Raw genomic sequence first — 20,428 nt, forward strand, 5'->3', positions numbered from 1 at the left:
AGCAAAACGCACGAGTCATTCCTCCTATGGAAACAAACTCGCGGTAGTACGTACCAAAGAGTCAGCAGGTGGGATGAAAGCCACATCCGTACAGCCAGGACTTCCATCCCATAGGAGCGGTCCCCTATCCGTACCGACCGAAGAATTATCAGTACGTACGAGACTTCAGATTGTACGCACGAAACACTCCTCCTATGGGAGCAAACTACCGGTAGCACACAGGGATCAACCAGCAGGTGGGATGAATCTCTCATCTGTACTCCCGGGTCATTCATCCGATAAGAGCCACCATTCATTCGTACTTACCAATGACTCATCCGTACTGCCGGATGGCTCAGCAGTACGGATGAGCCGTGGATTACCAATACACTTTACTTAGCTGCCACCTTCCTTTCTTCCACTTCCACTACTTCTCCACGTTCACGAACCAGCACTTTGATTACAACCGCACCTGTTTTTACAAACTCAAACGTGAGATCGCGGTCTTTGGAAAAGAACAGGTTTTCTTTTTCGGCATAGAGTACAAATAGCTTCTCTCCTATTTTCATGTTTAGCACATTGGAACCTGCGGTGATAGTGATAGCATTCTGAGCACCAGCATAGGAGCCTTCATAAGTCTTCAATATCTTATCGGGTACAGTTACTGCAACACGTTTGTTCACATAGGTGGCAGGGCCGTGATCGTAGCTTAATACTCTTGTCATTAGCCATTTGCCGTTTAACCTGCGCCATGTATGCGTGAAAAGTGCGTGGCCATCCAGGTACTCATTCTTTCCTTTTTCAGTCAGATAAAATACATGTTCTCCAGTGATGATGGCGCCGTATATTTCGTTGTTCTTTCTTAAACTAAATACTTTAACAGTACCAGCCACTTCTTCGCGTCTTAAATGGAAAGTTCTGTCGGGTTTACACATGCCTGCACTGAACGAAGCTTTCAGGGCGGGCAAGCCTACGGTCAGGCCACCTTTATCATGATAAAACTCTGCATCATCAGAGAAAAAGCTGGCCATAGCTGTGGTATCGCAGCTATTATAAGCCTGCCAGAAAAGGCTATCCTGTTGTTTGATGATGGCAGCAATTTCAGCGTCTTTTTCCTGGGCAATAACGGGGATGCCTGGGGCAATAATAAGCAGCAGCAGGCAATGCGATAGCAGTTTGTTCTTTTTCATAGCTACAAGTTGATAAAAAATCAACATGCCGCCCCTTTGTTTCCACTGAAAGGCAATATGGTGGTATAAAAGGCCGGAGCTATGGATAGATATAGGTTATTGCCCGCTGCTCGCTTACTGCTATTCTTTTACAAAAGGCAGTGATACGGTACGCTCTCCTTCCTGTATTCGCAACCAGTACACGCCTTTAGGCATTCCCTGCAGATGAAACAGATACTTGCTTCCGGAAATCTTTACCTGTTGTATAATCTGACCGCTCACATTTTGTAATACAGCTAACGTATTGTTGGCAGCCTGTTTACCTGGTAATAAAACCGTTAACTCGTTTTGTGCGGGATTGGGATATAGTGCATAGCCCTCATTCTTTGAGGTGTTGGTGGTATCGGTAGCAATTTCTTTTGATACAGCTATCCTTGCCGCAGTAACAGCTGCTGCACCGCCTACAGGTACCAATTGCCAGTGTTCGTTTTTACCATTCTGATAAGTCCATTGAAAGATATTAGCGCCGTTGGTGAGGGAAGCGCCATCTACATCCAGGCATTTGCCGCTGTGTACGGGGGTGATGCGGTAGAAGCCGCCACCTACGGGCGTAAAGGTGAACTTCTGGTTATTGCCACCGGTGGACTGCCATATAGCCGCATTAGCTCCATCAGCCGTGCTGTTGCTGGCAATGTCGAGGTTTTTACCGCTACCTACGCCTACCAGTGTGTATTGGTTACTTCCTGCATTAGTGAGTGTCCATTGCTGACAAACACAATCGTTGGCAGGCCACTGCCTTACATTAGTGCCATTCGCTGTACCGTTATTCATTACATCCATAGCCTGACCACTATGCCGGGCAAAGATTTTGTATATGCCGTTGACGGGGCCTGTGGTGGGTAATGGGTCGCGGGTAAAGGTAAGGGAGCCGAAACCCAGCTGATCGAAGCCGCCGCTGGTGGTGCCGTAGTTGCCACCGCCACCTTCGGGGCGGTGCAGGGTGGCGTAGGCAGCTATGCCGGGTACGGACAGGCCCATGCGGTTGGCGTAGTGGTTGTATACCATTTCCCATACGGGGCGCAGGTTGCCGCGGGAAGCATCGGAGATAATGGTTTGTGACATTTGTGCGCAGTTTTGGCCGTTGCCCCAGGTGTAGGTAGTGTAGGGTACTGTGTTGCCGGTATTGTATTGGGCTACGTATTCTGCGCCTTTCATAAAGCGATTGCTGTCGTAGCCGTACATATCATCGCCCTGGTTCCAGGCCATTTCGCAGAAGGAAGCCAGCAGGCCGATGCCCAGGGTGGAATGGCCCTGGTCGCGGCCGCTCTCCTGCCATTGGCCCAGGGTGCTGCTGTGTAAATACCATACGGCGTGGGTGATAGAGCCGTTGCCAGCGCCGGTTTTGAAATAGTCGATGGCGCGGCTGTAGAGGTCGCGCCGGTCGCATAGTACGCCTATGGCCAGTATGGCGGCCATGTTGCATAAATCCCAGTTAGCCCAGTAATTGGTAATGCAGGCGGTATTGTGGTTGAGGAGGAAATCATCGCAAAGTGGATAGAACTTAGTAAGCAACATGTTTTGAAAACGGGTGAAGTCTGTAGCAGCCCAACCGCTGTAGGTGCGCATGATTTCGGCGGCGTTGGCAAACTGGTAGCCGTAGATGCCGGAAGCTAAGAAACGGTCGGCGTTGCCTGTAACGTATTGCAGGGTGTTGCTCCACGCGTTCATGATAGCGATGGACTTATCGGCGTAGGCGGCATCGCCGGTTATTTTCCAGCGGAGGGCGGTTTGATAAGCTGCAGCTATGTCGTTAAACAGGCGGGAGTAGTTTTCGCCGGTGCCGCCACGCCGTACGGTATCTACGGGATTGGGAGTGTAGGTGAGTTGCGAGCGGCCGTTGGCTACCAGTATATCCCAGCTGCCTTTCCAGGGTTGGGCGGCGGCGTTTACTTTGGTGCGCATGCGGGTGAAGTCGGCTTCGGTATGTAGCAGGCCGGGGTGTATAAAGGCCTGTGTATGGGCAGTACCGGCCGTGGTGAGGGCCAGTACTGCACTTGTTATCATTGTAATCGTTTTCATTGTTGTAAGTGTTTGTGATAGGTAATGGAATTTATTGTTTGATGATTTTTCGGGTGATGACCTGGTTGCCGGTGCGCACGGTTACAAAATACAATCCTGCGGGGAAGGTATGCACTGGAATGGCTTCACGTGTATTTTGTAAGGGGCGGTTGAGCAGCAAACGGCCATCGGCGGCGGTAATGCTTAGTGTTGTGCGGTTGCGGTTTGAAGGCACTGTGATGTACAATATACTGATGGTGGGGTTAGGCCATATGCTGATGGTAGTGGCATTATGTAACGTATCCTTCTCCCCTGTTGTATTGGCTAAAGCATTGGTGAGTGATAAGGATACGGTGCGATCGTCCAATAACACAATATCATTTCCATCGCCGCCCTGGTAGGTGATGCGGAAGGTATAGCCGCCTGCTGACACTGTGCTCATTTCGGGCAGGTTGGCAAAGGTACCGGTAACGGGCGATGTGCCGGTGTTGCTGGCTATTACAAAGGACGTACCTACAGGTAGCGTATCGGTTGTGGTAATGTTTAACACCAGTTGCGGACTGTTCAGTATGATGTTAGCGGCTATCATTTTATCGGCTTGTTGGGTGCTGTAGTTGAGTTCTTCTTTCCAAACAGCATCCTGGTTTAGGGTAAGGGTGGCGGTGGTGGTAAGCGTACCAATGCCCTGGTTGCCGGGTTCCAGTGCGGCCCCTGTGCCGCTACCGGTGCCTATGGTGATGTTTTTAACGCTTCTGCCGGTGCCGCCGAAAGCGCCTGTGGTGGCGGTTACGGGGCTGTTGAATGCGCCGGTGGCGGCGTTGTTGTTTAATTGCAGTTTGCCGGCTTTAATGGTGGTAGCGGTGCTGTAGGTGTGTTCGCCGGTGAAGGTGAGTGTGCCGGTGCCTACTTTGTCTACACCGATGGTGCCGTTGATGGTGCCCTCAAAGGTGTGGGTGGTGTTTAACGCACCAATGCTGATGATGGGGGCGCCACCGCCGTTGTTGCGGAAGTAGCCGCGGCCGGTTAAGGCGCCGAACGAAATGGTGCCGGTGGCAAATTGCAGGCTCTGGCAATCTACGCTGCGGGCATCCAGTAACCAGCTGGCGTTGGCGCTGCCGGATTGGGGTGTTTCAAAGCGCAGGCGCACGTTGCCGCTGCGTAGTACGTTGATAAACTGACCGGTGAAGCCGCTGTTATCGCCATACAAGTGCAGGCCGGCATATACGTTTCCGTCGTTGCGTAAGGTGCCGCTGCCGGTGATTCTGCCATAGAGGTTGAGGGCGTTGGTGGTTTGGAACCAATAGCTGGAAGTACCGGCGGCTATTTCTATATCGTTATACAGGGTGGCATCGCTACCAGCTGAAAACAAAGCGCCGCCGCTCATAATGAGTTTGCCGATACCGAGTGCGCCTGCTGTGGGTGCGCCGGTGGTGCCGGTTCCTGCTCCGCTGATGGCAATGCCTGTGTTGGCAGGCCATCCACCAGCAGCGCCACCGATGATTGTGTTGCCGCTGTAGGTGTTAGAGCCGGTGATGTATAAGATGCCGCTACCGGTTTTGGTAATGCCACCGGTGCCGGTGATAGTGTTGGTAAGGGTGATATCGCCGGAGGGGTTGTATATAGTTATGGGGTTATTCAATGCTAATGGCATGGTTACCTGTTGTGGTTTGGTGGTATTGCTTACTACATCCCTGTTCAGGGTGATGGCATTGCCGGTTAAGGTGTAGGCACTGGCGTTGCTGGTAAACTGCAGGCGTGATAACTGCAGGCCGGTGATGTCGTTTTGTATTGTGCTATCGCTGGTGGCTCCGAACAATACTACGGCGGGGCTGGCGGGTATTCGTTTTTCTATCCAGCTAGTGGTATCGCTCCATATATCCTGCACGGGTTGCGGGCTCCAGGTGGTTACGGTTGCGCCGGGTACGCCAAATGCTTCGGGTGAGTTACCGCTTTCGAGGGTGTTGCCTTTGGCGGAAACTACGTAGTAATAAGCATTGCCGCTGACTACATTGGTATCGGTATAGCTGGTATCTGTAACTGTGGCAATGGTGCTATAAGGACCGGCCATAGTGGTGCTGCGTTTGATGTTGTAGGTAACGGCTCCGTCTGCTGTTGACCATAACAGGCGCAGGCTGTTGGTAAGCATGGTAACAACGGGTATTGCGGGTGTGGCGGGTGGTACGGATGCAGATACTTCTGTGGATGCAGGGCTTTCCAGGTTGCCCGCCCAGGCGGTTACAATGTAATAGTTGCGCACTTCGGGAACGGGTTTGGCATCTGTATAGGATGCTGCGGTAACGCCGTTGGCTATCACCGTATAGGGGCCGCCTGCTACCAGGGCACGTTTGATGGCATAAGCGGTGGCGTTGGCAGATGCAGTCCAGTTTAATACGATAGTGCCGTTGCTGTTGGCGGTGGCGGTAATGCCTGCGGGTTTAACGGGGGCTGCACTGTCGGTAATGGTCACTGACAGCATAGCCATGCCGGAGCCTGCTGCGTTGGTGGCTTTTAATAATACCTGCCAGGTGCCGGGTGTGGCTACGCGGCCTTTTACGCAACCTGTAAGGGTGTCGAGTAGCAGGCCGGTGGGTAAGCCTTCTGCTTTATAGCGGGTGGCTGTGGGTGTAGTGGTGATGCTATAGTGAATACTATCTGCACGTACTGCCTGTAATGCCAGGGGACTGGTAATTACCGGTGCTCCGGCTGGGGTGGTATTGGTAATGGCTACCTGGCTGAGTATGGCGGTGTTGAGTGCGGAGGTGTTATTGGAGAGGGTATAAACACCGATATACATGGTGTCTTTCCAGGCTCCCAGGCATAGGGCGTTGTTACTCCAATGTATGCTATCCTGTGAGTGGAAAGAGAAAATGCGATTGCCTACGCGTTCCAGCTTTAACCACCAGGGAGTGGCGGGGCCGTAATGTACATAGGCGGTTCGGGCGGTGTCGCCGCGGGAGGTCATGCTAACGGTGCCGTTGTTCAGGTTTACGGCAACGTAGTTGGATGAGGTGGTCAGGCCTTCGCGTATCATTATGCCGGTGGTGGCAGTGGTGAGGGAATTGCTGTTCACTTTCATTACTACGCTGGCATTGCCTGTTACGGGTTTGTATATAAACTGTACGGCATCGGCCATGTTGGTGCCGGCTCCCTGTAGGGTAAAGATGCCATTGTTGTAAGTGTAATTGCCGGCTATGCCTGGATTCCCGATGGTAACGCTGCTTAACTGTGTTACAGGATGGGTAGCAGGATATACGATGGGTAGCAAGGGTGTGGCGGTGGAGGTATCGGCTGATTTCAGGAAGAGGAAGGTGTTGGCCCCTTCTCCTACCAATGCGCGCATTTGTGTGGTATAGGGTGTGGGGATGCTTTTGCGTAGTGCATAGGCTCCTTCTATGATGTTATGAAAATAGCTTTGCCTGCGTATGCCGCCGCTGATGCCCCAATTGGTATAGTAAGCGGAATAGCCACCGTAAGGGATGAAGCGCAGGCCGGTGGTATCTATGTTGAAATGATCGTATAATTCCCCGATGGCCAGCAAGCGGTTATTGAGTTCGGCATAGAGGTCTACGCCTTGCTTCCAGGCCAGTTCGGCACTCCACATTAATGCATCGGCTTGTACAAACCAGTGATCATCGCGACCGGCATCGCCTACCTGTCCGTTGGGCAGGCTGTTGCGTAAACCGCCGCCCGCGTCCATGCGGTATACTTCTATGGCCTGGTTCCATTTCTGCTGATCGTTGAGGAAGGCGGCTACAGCAAAGGCTATCTTTAGTTGTATAGCGCCTTTGTTGTTGTCGCGTAAGGGACTAGGGACATACGAGGTAGGCCATAACACGTTGGCAAAATAGCTGTTGACGTGTGTGGTGTTGGCGATGCTCCAACCGGGGAAGGTAGATTTGAGTATGTCTGCGCCGGAAGCCCAGTAAGGGGCGTAATCACCAATGTCCAGCATGGATTCATTGCCGCCCCATGAGATGTTGGTTACAGCCCAGCTATCCAGCAGGTTAGTGGCTTTGCGGGCATAGGCGCTGTCGCCGGTGAACAACCACATCCACGCCAGGTTGTGTATGGCTATCATATCGCTTTTCCAGGCGTTGTTGTTCAGGTCGGGGGCGCGGGTTACCGTGGCAAACGGGCCTTTGGGCGCGTAGGATAAGCTGGATGCGGCGTTGGCTTTAAAGCTGTTGTAAGCGGATAGCCAGGGTTCCTGTGTAATGTTTTGTTTTAACCGGGTAATGTCTTCCGTGGTAAAGGGCATGCCCGGATGCTGGAAACGTTGTGCAGTGGTGGTATGCAGGCATAGCAGGTGCATAGCTAGTGTGCATACGGTCACAAGCAGGTAGCGGCACAAGGGCATCGCGCCCCTGTTCAGTTCTTTTTTCATAATGGCAAGTGTTAGATGATAAGCAGCAATCAAAAATGTTAACCCTGCTAAAATAAGTACCGGGTGCAGGGATGGCGGGGGTAAAAACGATCAAAAAAAGGGGAGGTTTTTAGGCCTCCCCTTTGGAATACTGGGTTTGTTATTGGATTCGGGAGATGGGTAATTCTATTATAATAGCCTGCCCTCCTTTCGCGGCTATACTTACCGGTAGTATATCTCCTTTTTTCACGGCAAAGGTTCTGATGCTAATACTACCGTTACCATCATCTTCATAAGCGGTGGCGGTGTAGTTTTTACCGGGTTGTAAAAAGTTCAGTGTCAGGGTATCCTTCCAGTCATTTAAACCGGCAGCGTTGCCTATAAACCAGGTATTGCCGTGCCTGCGAGCTACCGATATGTATTTACCGGGCTCGCCTTTGAGGTAGTGCGATTCATTCCATACGGTGGGTACTTTGGTAAAGAATGCTATTTCCTTGTCATTGGTGTATTCTTTGGGCTTGCCATACCAGAATATGGCCTGTAGTGGGCTGAAATAGACTACGGTTAATGCCAACTGCTGGGCCTTGCTCACTTTTAACTGTTTACTGTAGCTGCTGGTGGCGTTGGGATAGCAGAAGGTGAAATCTGCGGGGCCGGCCAGGAAGCGGGTAAAGGGTAATAAGGTATTGTGAAAGGCATCGGGACAGTTTTCGTCTCCTCTTATTCCCTCTTGTGTTAGAAGCTGCGGATAGCGAATGCTTAAACCGGTGGGCTTGTAGTTGTCGTGTATGTCCAGTATAAAACCGTGTTCATACACTTTTTGCATGGCGGTGGAAAGCCAGGTTAGGCCTTGCTGTGTTAAGCCATCTACAAAGCCGAATTTAAGGCCGGCTACGCCCCATTGTTTGTAGAGGGGTAATATCGTATCCAGCCACTGGCGCAGGCCTACGTAGTTGACATAGAGTATGACGCCTATCCCCTTTTCTTTGCCGTAGGCTATTACTTTGGGCATGTCTATGGCGGGTATTACGGTGGTGGGATTAGAAGTGGTTCTAAACTCTGCGCCGTACCATCCGGCATCGTACATGATGTATTGGAAATGATGGGCTACGGCAAAGTCAATACATTCCAGTCCGCTTTGGGTGGTGAGCTGTGCGCGTATCAGTTTGCCGGGTTTAATCCAGTTGGGTGTAGGTGTCGGGGTGTCGTTTTGTGCCAGTAGCAGGTTTAGCTGACTGTAGTGATGCAGGGCTATGGCGGTGGAGGCTACGCTTATGGTGCGCCAGGGTGTTACCAGTGAATCCTGAAACGTCACAGCGCTATCGCGTGGAAATATTACTTCCAGCGCGTCTTTGGCCTGGCTTTTATGTAGTTCTGCTTTGGTATAGCAGGTGTTGGCGGCTTCGCCTATGTGCAGGTATTTATTGCTGCCTTGTAAGGTAGCGGGGAAATCGCAGGTGCGTGTAAAGGTGTCGAGCGCGGTGGGTGTAAACTCCGACTCTTCGTTATATTGATAGAGCGTGTAGGGGGCTGTGAAATAGAAGCCGGTGTATTCCTGCTGTACCTCGCCGTTGCCATTCAACTCATAGCGGAAGGCGATGCTGCCGTTGTAGGCGCGGGCTATCAGTTTCCAGGGTTGTGTGCCGGTTTGGCATTGCAGGGTGAGTTGCTGGTAATGATTTACCAGGGTATCGTTTTCGCCTAGTGGCCAGTATTGCTTTTGGTGAATGCTTTTGCGGGTAGCGTTTTGTATAAGCGCCCGTTCTCCTATGTTGCTGTTGTTTACGCGCAGGCCTAATGGCGACCAGCGTAATACCAGTTGTTGCTTATACCATACACGGTATAGGATGCGGCCTTGGATGGCGGTGCTTATTTCGCAGCGGGTGTTATCATCGGGTGATGTTATGGTTACCTGCGTGATGGGTTTAGCATAACCTCCCGATGTGGCCTGGGCCTGGGTATGAGCTTTTGCTTGCTGCCTGGCTTGACGGTTGGTGCGTACCTGAGCTTGTGCTGCCTTGCTGGTGAATATTATCAGCATCAGTATAGGCAATACCCGTAACAGGCAGGTATCTTTTATAAAGCGTTTTATCATTTAGCAGTGCTTTCGTTGTTAAAAATAATATTCTCTGCAAAGGGGCCTGTTATTATATGGGCTTCTGTAGCATTGCGCACTGGTTTGCCATTAATGCGCAGGCCTTCAAATGTAACGCCGTTTACTTTGTGGTTGGCGTCCAGTCCTTTTATTACCGGGTAAGTGGTATTGCTTCCGGTGTACTGTATGTTTTTAAAGGATATATCCTGCACACCCCGGCCGGGGGCAGCGTTGTATTTGCTGTTGTATACTACGCGTATGTTCAGTAACTGCCCTTCTTCAAAATCATCTACATAGATGTTTTCAAAACGCACCTGGCGCACCAGGTTGTTATCGCCACAGCTAATGGCCATGCAGCCTTCGTAATCGGGATCATCTTCGTCCTGCTCCAATATATGTATGTTTTTAAACAGGATATTTTCCAGGGTGTCCCCTCCTGCTGTGGCGTTGCCGTGCAAGCCTATGTTAATGGGATGCGCTACATCAGCCCATAGTATGGCGTTGGTGATGGTGCAGTTGCGCACGTTGCCGTAAAAGTTCCAGCGGCTGCCGTAGAGGGCGATGCAGTCGTCGGAGTTGCGCAGGAATACATCATCTATTACTACGTCGGAACAGCTCATCAGGTCTATGCCATCGCTCCAACCCTGACTGCTGAACGATTTAACGTTGCGGATGGTGAGGTGTTGCGATGCGCCGCCGCAGATGGTGTAGTGACGCGGATTAATAAAGGTGATGCCTTCTATGGTTACATGGCTGGAATGGTCAACCAATATGCCTTCGGGGGCCTGGTCTATAATACCACGACCTTTGATGTGTACGTTGTGTACGTTTTCGCATACCAGTTTGCCGCGTACTACAGCCCCGCCTGCTATGTATACGGTTTTGCCGGAGGGTATGCTAAATTCTTTTTGTACGGTGTCTTTGGGCAGGTGCAGGCCGGGCGCAAAATAGATCACATTGGTATCGCCGGGCCGGGGTTTGTCCTTTTCCGGTTCGTTGGCAAACACGTGCAGGTTATGCAGTTTATCGCCGTTGCACTCTACGGATATTTTGCGGGGTTGCGGTAGTGTAAAGGTGATGACATTGCCTTGCACTTTGGGCTGTATGCCGTAGGCCTGGGGACGTATCTTCACTTCCCGCACATTGTCGTTGTTCTTGCGCACCATCACTTCTACCGGGCCTTCCATGTCAAAGTATACCATCGAAGCGTCCTGCACTTTGTCCAGATCTACTTTTACTTTATACTCGTATAAGTCCTGCCACTGGCCGCCCGGTTGGCGCACACGCACGGTATAGTCGTCGTTGTGCATGGCATAGGTTACCGCAGCGGGTGCGGGGTAAGTAACCAGCTGCTGCGCAGTAGCGCAACAGCTGGTGATCATTCCTATGAATAAGCAATTCCATTTCTTAACGTTCATACACGCATCAGTTATCATCCAACATGTTAGTAGCCCGGGTTTTGCAACAGGTTGCGATTCAGGGTTACCTGGTCTTGTGGAATAGAGGTGAGATAATTCTTTTTGGTCATGGGCACCGCAGGGGGGCCGCTGAGTATTACCGCGCCGGTGGTGGCATCTACGCCAAAGGCATAGGTGGCGGGGTTATAAGCGGGTTTGTTGGTGTACGGGTTGGTAAAGGTGGCTATTTCGGTAGGCTGACCTTTATACTGTACTACCATGCCCAGTGGCACCTGGTTGAGTTCCTGCTCGGCTATGCCCCAGCGGAACAGATCGGTAAAGCGGGTGTTTTCGCTCAGCAGCTCCAGGGTGCGTTCGCGGCGTATCTCGCCCAGCATAGTAAGCGATGGGTAAGGCGCTATTAACGCATTGGTTAAAGGGGCTGCACCGGCACGCGCGCGAATTTTATTGACAGAGATGTTTAAATCATTATCTGATATGTTACCATTGCCCAGTTCGCATTTGGCTTCGGCATAGGTAAGGTATACTTCTGCTAAGCGAATTTGCGGGTAGTCGTACGATTCCTGGTAGTCGTTACGGTTGGCGCTTTCGCTGCTCCATTTACGGCTGCCGTAGCCACTACCGCCGTTGCTGAGGTCGGGGTACGCTACGTTGATGTAAGAGGGCCAGTTGAATACGGTGAGGTAGTTGGCCAGCGTGTAGTTGGCGCCGTAGGCGGAACCGAAGCCCCAGTATTTCTGGCGGGGTGCGCCGGTAATGCAGGTCATGCGCGATTCGCGGTTGGTAAACTCGTCTGTCATCAGCGCATAACCTTTGGCCAATGGCGATACACTGTAAGGCAGGCCATCTTTACACAGGAACATATCCATCAGCTTGCGCGATATGCTGCCACCGCCGGTGTGGGTAAGGTTGGCATTGCCTTGCAGCAGGGTGTAATCGTACCGGCTGCTGAGCAGGTATTCTTTGTTGGCGGTTTTTACCAGGCCTTTGGGGTTAGAAGCGGCATCGTCCAGTATAAACAGGTAGCGGTAGCTGAGGGAGTCTACGCCGGTAAATAGTGTATAGTCCGGATAGCTCATTACCTGTTCGCATAACAATGCGGCTTCGGTGAGGTATTTAGTAACGTTACCGGCATCATAGCCTTTGCTGCCTGCTCCGGTGGTGGAGCCATCGCCATCGGTGGCTTTGCCTACATATTTTTCGTAGGTGCCTTCATACAGCAATACTCTTGCTTTAAAAGCCATAGCGGCCTGTTTGCTTACCTGTCCTTTGTCGGCCGCGGCAATGCTGGCTTCCAGTGGCAGGCCGTCTATCGCCACATCCAGATCGCTCAGTACCTGGCGGGTGACTTCGTAGCGACTATTGCGTGGTGCACTCAGCAGCCCGCTGTTTACATCGGCTACAATAGTATCCAAAGGCACACCGCCATAGCGTTTTAACAGGAAGAAGTGGTGCCAGGCACGGAAGAAGTAAGCAGCCGCTACGTAGGGTTTAATGCCGGCATAGTCGCCGGGATATTGCGGCACTTTGGCTATGAGAATGTTGTTGGCACGTATATAACTGTAGGCATTGTTCCAGTATACATCTGCGGCGTTCAGTGCCGAAGGCCAGCCGTAGCCGGGACTCAGCAGATCGCTCCCCCCATCCATCCAGTTATAAATATTACTGCTGTTGACGGGACGAAAGCCAATCATTTTATTATAGAAATCGTTGGCGGCTGCTTTAAACTGATCGGGTGTTTTAAAGTACACGGCTTCTGTAGCCTGATCCAGCGGATCAAGATCCAGAAAGGTTTTGGTGCACGACTGCAACAGCCCCAGCAAGGCGGCGGCAGTGAGTATACTTAGTTTTTTTATTGTTGGCATAACCATCGTTTTTTAACTTTCAAACAATCTAAAAGGTAAGGTTGAGTCCGAACGCCCATGTTCTGAAAAAAGGATAACTGTTATCAGAGCTTTCACCGCGTTCCGGATCAAAGCCATCGCGCACAGAGGTAAGCTCGAACAGGTCGTTACCGGAGAAGTACACGCGCAGCTTATCGGCTTTGATGCGGTTGGCTACCGACCTGGGCAGTGTGTAGCCTATCACCAGCATCTTTAACCGGGCGTAGCGCAGGTTTTGCACGTTTACATCGTTAAACTGCCAGTTCCAGTTGTTGACGTTGTTATCGAACGACAGGCGGGGATATTGCGCACCAGGATTATCGGGCGTCCATGTTTTGCCTATATAAGTAGTGTTTACGTTGAGGTAGTTGCGGAAGAAAGGGGCACGACCGTTGCCGGTGCGCAGGATGTTCCATTTGTACACGCCTTGTATAAAAGCACCAAAATCGAAGCCGCGCCATTGGGCACCGAGGTTAATACCAAACTGGTAATGCGGGTCGGCATCGCCATAGTAATACAAATCGCCACTGCCTTTGAGGCCGGTTCCGGTAGGCGTTATTTTACCATCGCCATCGAGGTCTACCACTTTCAAATCGCCGGGACGCAGTACGTTGGTGGCACCTGCACCGCCGTTATAGGTGGCTACGCGGCCCGAAGCGCCGTATTTGGTAAAGTAGTCGTTGGCTTGCTGTTGTGTTTGAAAATAGCCATCCGTTTTATATACATAAATGCTGTTAAGCGGGTAGCCTTCGCGTGGGGTGGTATACTTGCCCTCGGCCCAGGTGTTGGCTCCTGCATATGACAGTACCGTGTTTTTAGCATTGAACAGGTTAAAGCCTACATTGTACTGCACGGCCCCTATTTTGTCTTTCCAGTTAAGGGTTAACTCCCAGCCGCGTGTGCGCAGGGTGCCGCTGTTGGTGGTAGGCGCTTGTCCGCCCAGAATGCTGGGATATACCACGCGAATCAGCATGCCTGTGTTCTTGTTTTCAAACATTTCGAACGTACCGGTTAAGCGGTTGGTAAGCATGCCAAACTCCAGGGCGATGTTCTTTTTGGCCATTCTTTCCCAGGTGCGTTGGTTGGTGGTAATGCCATTGAGGTAGCCGGTGGTTTGTAAGGCGGGTGTGCTGCCAAACAACGCAGTGCCGGTGCCTATCAGCGCCAGGTAATCGTAGTTGCCCAGGCTGGCTTGTCCGCCGGTTTCGCCGTAGCCGCCTTTTATCTTTAATTCATCCAGCCAGTTGATGTGTTTCATAAACGGCTCTTCGGTAATACGCCATCCGCCGCTGATACCATAGAAGTTACTCCACCGGCTGCTTATGTCAAAGCGGGACGAGCCATCGCGGCGGCCCAGCACTTCCAGCAGGTACTTTCTTTTATAGTCGTAGTTGATACGGGTGAAATAAGATACCAGTCCCCAGTGGCTGGAACCGCCGGAGTTCAGGCCGGTAAACGAAGCTGTGGTGGGCGATATAGCGGTGTTGATATCGTATAAGCCATCGTATTGCAATTGCGAGCGGGAAGCGCTGAGGGCTTTGGTTTCGGAAAGTTCGGCGCTGGTACCTGCCATCACGGCTATGTTGTGATGCTTAGCGATTGTTTTTATATAATCGGCCTGGGCACTATAGGTTTGGTATACGGTGTTACCAATGGTTTCTGTAATAGCGGGGTTGTTGGGTGGGCCATATTGTATGGAGTTCACTTTTGTACCCAGCCAGTTATACAGGTTAAAGGTTTGGTTATAGGCGGTGTTCCATCCATCACGTTTTACCACGGCTGCGTTACCGGTAAGTTTTAATCCTTTCAGCACTTCGGCTATCAGTTTGGCATTCAGCCGCACAATGCCTTCGCGGTTTTTGGTAGTACCACCGCTTTGGGTAAAGGCTACGGGATTGCGAAAGCCATAATCATCGTAGTATTGGCCCAGTTTGTTATATACGGGGAAGATGGGCGCATCGAAGTACCCATTGCCTACGCCGTTGCGCGGACTTTGCACCGTGCGGTTATCGAACGATACGCTTGTTTCCAGGCGCACACGGTCGCTGATATTGTAGTCGTAGTTAAAGCGGGTAGTGTATTTCTTTTCGCCATCGTAGGCGGTTTTCAGCAGGCTTTTGTTATCGGAGTAGCCCAGTGAAAACATATAGGCGGTTTTGCCGTTGGAGCCGCGTACACTCAGGTTTTGCTGGTTGCTCCACGAAGGGCCGTACAGCGCATCCTGCCAGTTGTTATTGGCATAGTGGTGTACAATGCCGGAAGGATCGGTATAATCGAAAGAGGAATCAGCGGCCATCTTGATAAGGTTGTCTTTGGTCCATTGCGGAAACCACTCCACGGGGTTGCCTGCTACATCTCTTTTATCGGAGGTGGATGTTTGCAGGTACAGGCTGGCCCACTGACTCATGCTGGCCCAGGGCACGGTAATGCCAATGGTATTGCGATTGAAGTTACTGTTGAGGCTCACCTGCATTTTACCGCCTTTACCGCGTTTGGTGGTTACCAGCACTACACCGCCTTGCGCACGTGCGCCGTAGATAGCGGCAGAAGCATCTTTTAACGCGGTTACACTTTCTATATCGTTCGGGTTAATCTGGTTAAACTCCCAGGTGCCTATCAGGGGCACGCCATCTATTATGATCAGCGGGTCAACGGCCGATACGGAGCTGGCGCCGCGCATTACAATACTCAGCCCTTCGTTACCGGGGCGTGTAGAGGTACGGGTGATTTGCAGGCCGGGTATAAAGCCTTGTAAAGCGGTGGCGGCATTGGCCAGGGGACGATCTTTAAACACTTCTTCGCCTACTTGCACAATACTGCCGGTAAGGGTGGCTTTTTTACGGGCACCATAGCCTACCACTACCACATCGCCCAGGTCGGCAGCGTTGGCGGGCTGTAACAGAATGTCCAGGGTGTTGGAATCATCCGGGGTTATTTTCAGGGTGGCATAGCCAACATGGGTTACCACCAGTTTTGCACCGGCTGGTGCATGCAGGGTAAAGCGTCCGGCCGAATCGGTGGCCACCCCGCCGCCGTTGCCTTCCAGCGCAATAGTAACATTGGCCAGTGGCAGTCCGTTAACGGCATCGGTTACCCTTCCCCGCAGGGTTCGGGTTTGCGCCCAGGCCTGTATGCTGCATAGCAGCACGGCCAGTACGCACAGGAATAGAGGTTTGATTGTTCTCATACAGCAATTGTTGAAGAATGAATGAAATAGAGTGACATAGCAATCTTAGTTATTGAACACACCAAAAGTAGAGGGGTCATATTGCGAAGGGGGTGGTTTTTTAAACCAAATAAGGGGGGATAACTGTCCATTCCCCCCTATTCTGGTTTGCGTATGTTTTTGTTCAGTTGCAGGTTGTTGTGAAAGGGTTTTCTAAACCGGCGGATATACTCCGAGGGGTTCATGCCAAACAGTTGCGCAAAATGATTGCGGAAGTATTTGATGTCGTTAAACCCGGTGATGGACGCTATTTCGGTCACGTTGTTTTCGGTGTTGATCATCAGTTCGGCGGCTTTGCGTAAACGGATGAAGCGGATAAAACCGATGATGCTTTGGCCGGATACGGAATTCACTTTGCGGTACAGGCTGCTGCGACTCATGCCCATTTCGGTGGTGAGGGTTTTGATGGAAAAGGTTTCATCATCGAGGTGGTCTTCTACTATGCGGATGCACTTATCCAGGAACTCGCGGTACTCTACCGATACCTTGCCATCGTTCTGTTGCAGGGTTATTTCGTTGTAGAAATATTGTTGCAGCGAGTTGCGTTTTTTAAGCAGGCTTACTACGCGGGCTTTCAGCAACTCTTTTTCAAACGGTTTGGTAATATAGTCATCGGCCCCGGCTTCTATGCCTTGCAGGCGGGTTTCGGAAGCGGTGCTGGCGGTGAGCAGTATTACGGGTATGTGTGATAATAAATTATTTTCTTTTACCTGTTTGCACAGGTCCAGCCCGCCCAGGGTGTCCATGGTAATATCGCTGATGATGAGGTCGGGCAGGTATTGTTGTGCCAGGGTAAGGCCCTCCTGACCGTTTACGGCTTGCAGCACGGTGAATTCGTTGCTGAACACTTTGGTTACATAGCTGCGTAAATCGTCATCATCATCCACTACCAGCAGGGTGGGCTTTTCTGTTACCAGGGCGGTGAGTTCTTTGCCTTTGTCGGGTGTGCTTGCTACTTCTTCGGGCACGGGTATGGCGGCGGGGGCGGCAGGTTCAGCGGTGTAGAGCGGGTACTGCGCCACATGGGCCTGCCCTTTTTGTAAGGTGATGGTGAAGGTGGTGCCTTCGTTTTCCTGGCTTTGGTAGGTTACCTGGCCGTGGTGCAGGGTGGTGAAATGCTTTACTAAAAACAGGCCGATGCCAAAGCCGGTTTTGCCGGTGGTGGCGCTATTGGCGGCCTGGTAAAAACGGTGAAACAGTTTATCGCCCGTGCCGGCGGGTATGCCTATGCCGCTGTCGGTTACCTGCAGGGTGGCCTGGGTGTCGGTTTCGTGTAGGTGCAGCTGCACTTTACCGCCTGCGGGGGTAAACTTAATGGCGTTGGAGAGGAGATTGTATACAATAATTTCCAGCTTTTCCCTATCGCCATAGAGGGTGATGGGTTCGGCAGGACTGTTGAATTGATAGTCGAGTTTTTTAATGCGGGCCTGCTGTATAAAGCTGTAGAATACCTCGCTGCACAGTTCGGTTGCGTTGAGTTGTGTTACGCGCAGGGTGTCGGCTTCGGTTTCTGCTTTGCGAAACAGTAATAGCTGATCTACCAGGCTTAACAGGCGGCGGGCATTGCGGTATACCATATGCAGGCCTTCTTTGGGCGCGGGTTCGTTATCCCTTTCCAGCATTTCTTTTACGGGGTCTATGATAAGGGTAAGCGGTGTGCGAAACTCGTGGCTGAGGTTGGTAAAAAAGGTTAAGCGTTTTTCGTGTACTTCTTTTTCCTGCTGTGCATGTAGCTGTGCTTCTTTGGTTTGCAGCTGTGCTTCTTTTACTTCGTAGTGCAGGCGGGTTTGACGGGTTTTGTAAGCAATGAACAGGTATATAGCAGCTATGGCGCAGGCGCTGTACAGCAGGTAGGCCCACCAGCTGCGGTACCAGGGTGGCAGCACTATTACGCGCACGGCTATCTGCTGTGCATTCCATTCGCCTTCGCCGTTGGTGCTTTTTACGCGAAACACATAGCTGCCTTCATCCAGGTGGGTGTAGGCGGCGGTGCGGGTGTTACCGGCATTGTTCCAGCTTCTATCCCACCCGTCCATATAATAGGCGTAGGTAATTTTACCGGGCACGGTGTATTCCAGTGCGGTGAAGGTGAAGGCCAGCGTGGCTTTGTTATATGGCAGGGTGATGGCGGTGATGGTACCGTCTGTTACGGCTTTTACGTAGCTGGTATCGGCGCGGGCGGGTGTGTTGTTCATAAGCAGGCCGGTAAGCTGTAAGGGAGGCATGGTGTGGTTGCCGCGTATGTCTTCGGGGTAAAAAAGGTTTAAGCCTTTGATGCCGCCGAAGGCCAGCTGGCCGCTGCGTAGCGCCAGTGCGCTGTTGTAGTGAAACTGGTTGCTTTGCAGACCATCGGCCTGGTAGTAGTTACGAAAGGTGCGTTTGGCAATATCGAACCGGGCAAGACCGTTGAAGGTACTCAGCCACAGGTGGCCGTTGTGGTCTTCCAGCATGGTGAGTACTACATCGTTGCACAGGCCTTCGGCGGTGGCGTAGCGGGCGGTTACCTGCTGGCGCATCCTGTCGAACAGTTGCAGGCCGCCGCCTTCGGTGCCTACCCACAGGTTACCGCGACTATCTTCATAAATGCTGCGCACGGCATAGCCGATATTGTAATACGTATGTTTTTTTGTTACACGATCTATTTTTACCAGTTGGTGCAGGTTGCCGCCCCATAGCACGCCGTTGCCATCTTCGTATAGGGTAAACAGGTCGCTGAGGGTGGCATCGAACAGGTCGAAGGTGTTGGTGGTATTGTTGAAGGTGTACAGGGCACCATAAATGCCGTTTTGCCGCAGGGTGCTTACCCATAGGCGGTGGTCGCGGTCTTCCAGCAGGCCGTAGGTTACGCGGTCTTCTACATGGGTAACGGGGTTGAGTAGGGTGTAGTGTTCTATGCTGCGGGTGGCAGGTGTGTAGCGGTTAACGCCATGCCGGAAAGTGTTTATCCAGATATGTTGTGTATGGTCGGCAGTGATGGCCGTAACGGCGTTGTCGGATAAGGCGTGTGCATTGCCAGGGCCACTTTGCAGCGTGGTGAAGGTATTGTTTTGCCGGTTCCAGATGCTTACGCCACCACCATCGGTGCCTATGTATACGTTGCCATCGGTGGCTTCGTACAGGGTGCTGACTACTTTATCGGCCAGTGAATTGGGATTGCCGGGTTGCTGGGTAAGCATTTGAAAGCGGCCTTTGAGCGGGTCTATGATGGCTGCGCCGCTGGTGGCGGTGCCTATCCATTTGCGGCTTTGCCGGTCTATAAACAGGGCGTGAAAGCCGAGGGTACTCAGGCTTTGGCTGGCATCCTTTCTGTCCAGCACCAGCACGGGTGGTGCGCCGGGCTTCCACGATAGCAGGTTGCCGGTAACGGTGGCTATCCAGTAGCGGCCTTCTTCGTCAATAGAAAAAGTGGCCAGGGTGCCGGCATCGGGATAGGTTTGTGCGTAGTTGAGCATGACGGCGGGTACGGGTGTGGCGGGGTTATAACCGTAGAGGGAGGCACCGCTGCCTATTACCAGGTTGCTGCCTTGTATGCCCAGCCAGGCGGCATCGGGCAGTGAGGTGCTTACCAGTTCCAGGCGGCTGGTGGTGTAGTTATAGCGGGCCAGTCCGTGTTTGTATACCAGCGCCCATACATTGCCGGCGGCATCTACGCGCACACCTTTTACGGTGTAGTCGGCCTGCAGGTGACCGGCTTCCAGCAGGGGCACGGGTTCAGCAGCCAAAGCGCCATTGCGGCATAGCAGCAGGCCCATGCTTTCGGTGGCCAGGAATACGTTGTTGTTTTTATCGGCACGCACCTCTTTGATAACGGCGTTGAGGGGTTGCTGGGGATGGCTTTTGAGGTATACGGTGCTGAACGCATCCCACAGCGGGGTCAGGCGGCTTACGCCCTGCCGGGTGCCTACCCATATGTTGTGCAGACTATCTTCTGTTACGGCCAGCACTATGTTGTGTACCAGTGAGTGGGCATTGTGCAGGCTGTTGCGGTATACTTTGCAGTCGTAGCCATCGTACCGGTTGAGTCCGTCAAAAGTGCCCAGCCACATAAAGCCGTTATGATCCTGAAACACGCAGCGCACGGTGTTATTGCTCAGGCCTTGTTCTATATCCAGGAAGCCCAGCTGCGGCATGGGTGCGGCACTGGCTTTGGGCTGGCATAGCAGGCATAGGGCCAGGCAATACAGGGCTGCTGTGTGCAGCAACGTTTTGGATATATGGTACAATGGCTGGCACATAA

At 52.0% G+C, this 20,428-nt stretch carries 8 protein-coding genes; all 8 read right to left on the reverse strand.

Annotated features, from left to right (window positions below; all coding sequences use genetic code 11):
• Nucleotides 1–371: 371 nt before the first annotated feature.
• Nucleotides 372–1,169: a nuclear transport factor 2 family protein gene (locus tag FLA_RS14550; protein ID WP_076378499.1), complete on the reverse strand. Its 798-nt coding sequence runs from the start codon at nt 1,167–1,169 to the stop codon at nt 372–374.
• 120 nt (nt 1,170–1,289) lie between these two features.
• A complete protein-coding gene (locus tag FLA_RS14555; protein WP_084206145.1) occupies nt 1,290–3,227 on the reverse strand; it encodes an RICIN domain-containing protein in 1,938 nt (645 codons plus the stop codon).
• Nucleotides 3,228–3,258: 31 nt separating this feature from the next.
• Nucleotides 3,259–7,590: a T9SS type A sorting domain-containing protein gene (locus FLA_RS14560; protein WP_076378078.1), complete on the reverse strand. Its 4,332-nt coding sequence runs from the start codon at nt 7,588–7,590 to the stop codon at nt 3,259–3,261.
• A 139-nt stretch (nt 7,591–7,729) separates the two neighbouring features.
• The gene (locus tag FLA_RS14565) at nt 7,730–9,664 is read right to left on the reverse strand and encodes a glycoside hydrolase family 97 protein (protein ID WP_076378076.1); all 1,935 of its coding nucleotides are present in this window, start codon (nt 9,662–9,664) and stop codon (nt 7,730–7,732) included.
• Nucleotides 9,661–11,082, reverse strand: coding sequence for a glycosyl hydrolase family 28 protein (locus FLA_RS14570; protein ID WP_076378497.1), 1,422 nt, complete (start codon nt 11,080–11,082; stop codon nt 9,661–9,663). Before FLA_RS14570 ends, FLA_RS14565 begins: the two co-directional genes overlap by 4 nt.
• Before the next feature lie 26 nt (nt 11,083–11,108).
• Complete coding sequence (locus FLA_RS14575; RefSeq protein ID WP_076378495.1) at nt 11,109–12,947, reverse strand: RagB/SusD family nutrient uptake outer membrane protein; 1,839 nt, start codon at nt 12,945–12,947, stop codon at nt 11,109–11,111.
• Between the two features lie 28 nt (nt 12,948–12,975).
• A complete protein-coding gene (locus FLA_RS14580; RefSeq protein WP_076378074.1) occupies nt 12,976–16,152 on the reverse strand; it encodes a SusC/RagA family TonB-linked outer membrane protein in 3,177 nt (1,058 codons plus the stop codon).
• Nucleotides 16,153–16,289: 137 nt separating this feature from the next.
• Nucleotides 16,290–20,426, reverse strand: a complete 4,137-nt coding sequence (locus FLA_RS14585) for a two-component regulator propeller domain-containing protein (RefSeq protein WP_076378072.1) — start codon at nt 20,424–20,426, stop codon at nt 16,290–16,292.
• Between the last annotated feature and the right edge of the window lie 2 nt (nt 20,427–20,428).

The organism is Filimonas lacunae (assembly GCF_002355595.1).
Lineage (GTDB): Bacteria > Bacteroidota > Bacteroidia > Chitinophagales > Chitinophagaceae > Filimonas > Filimonas lacunae.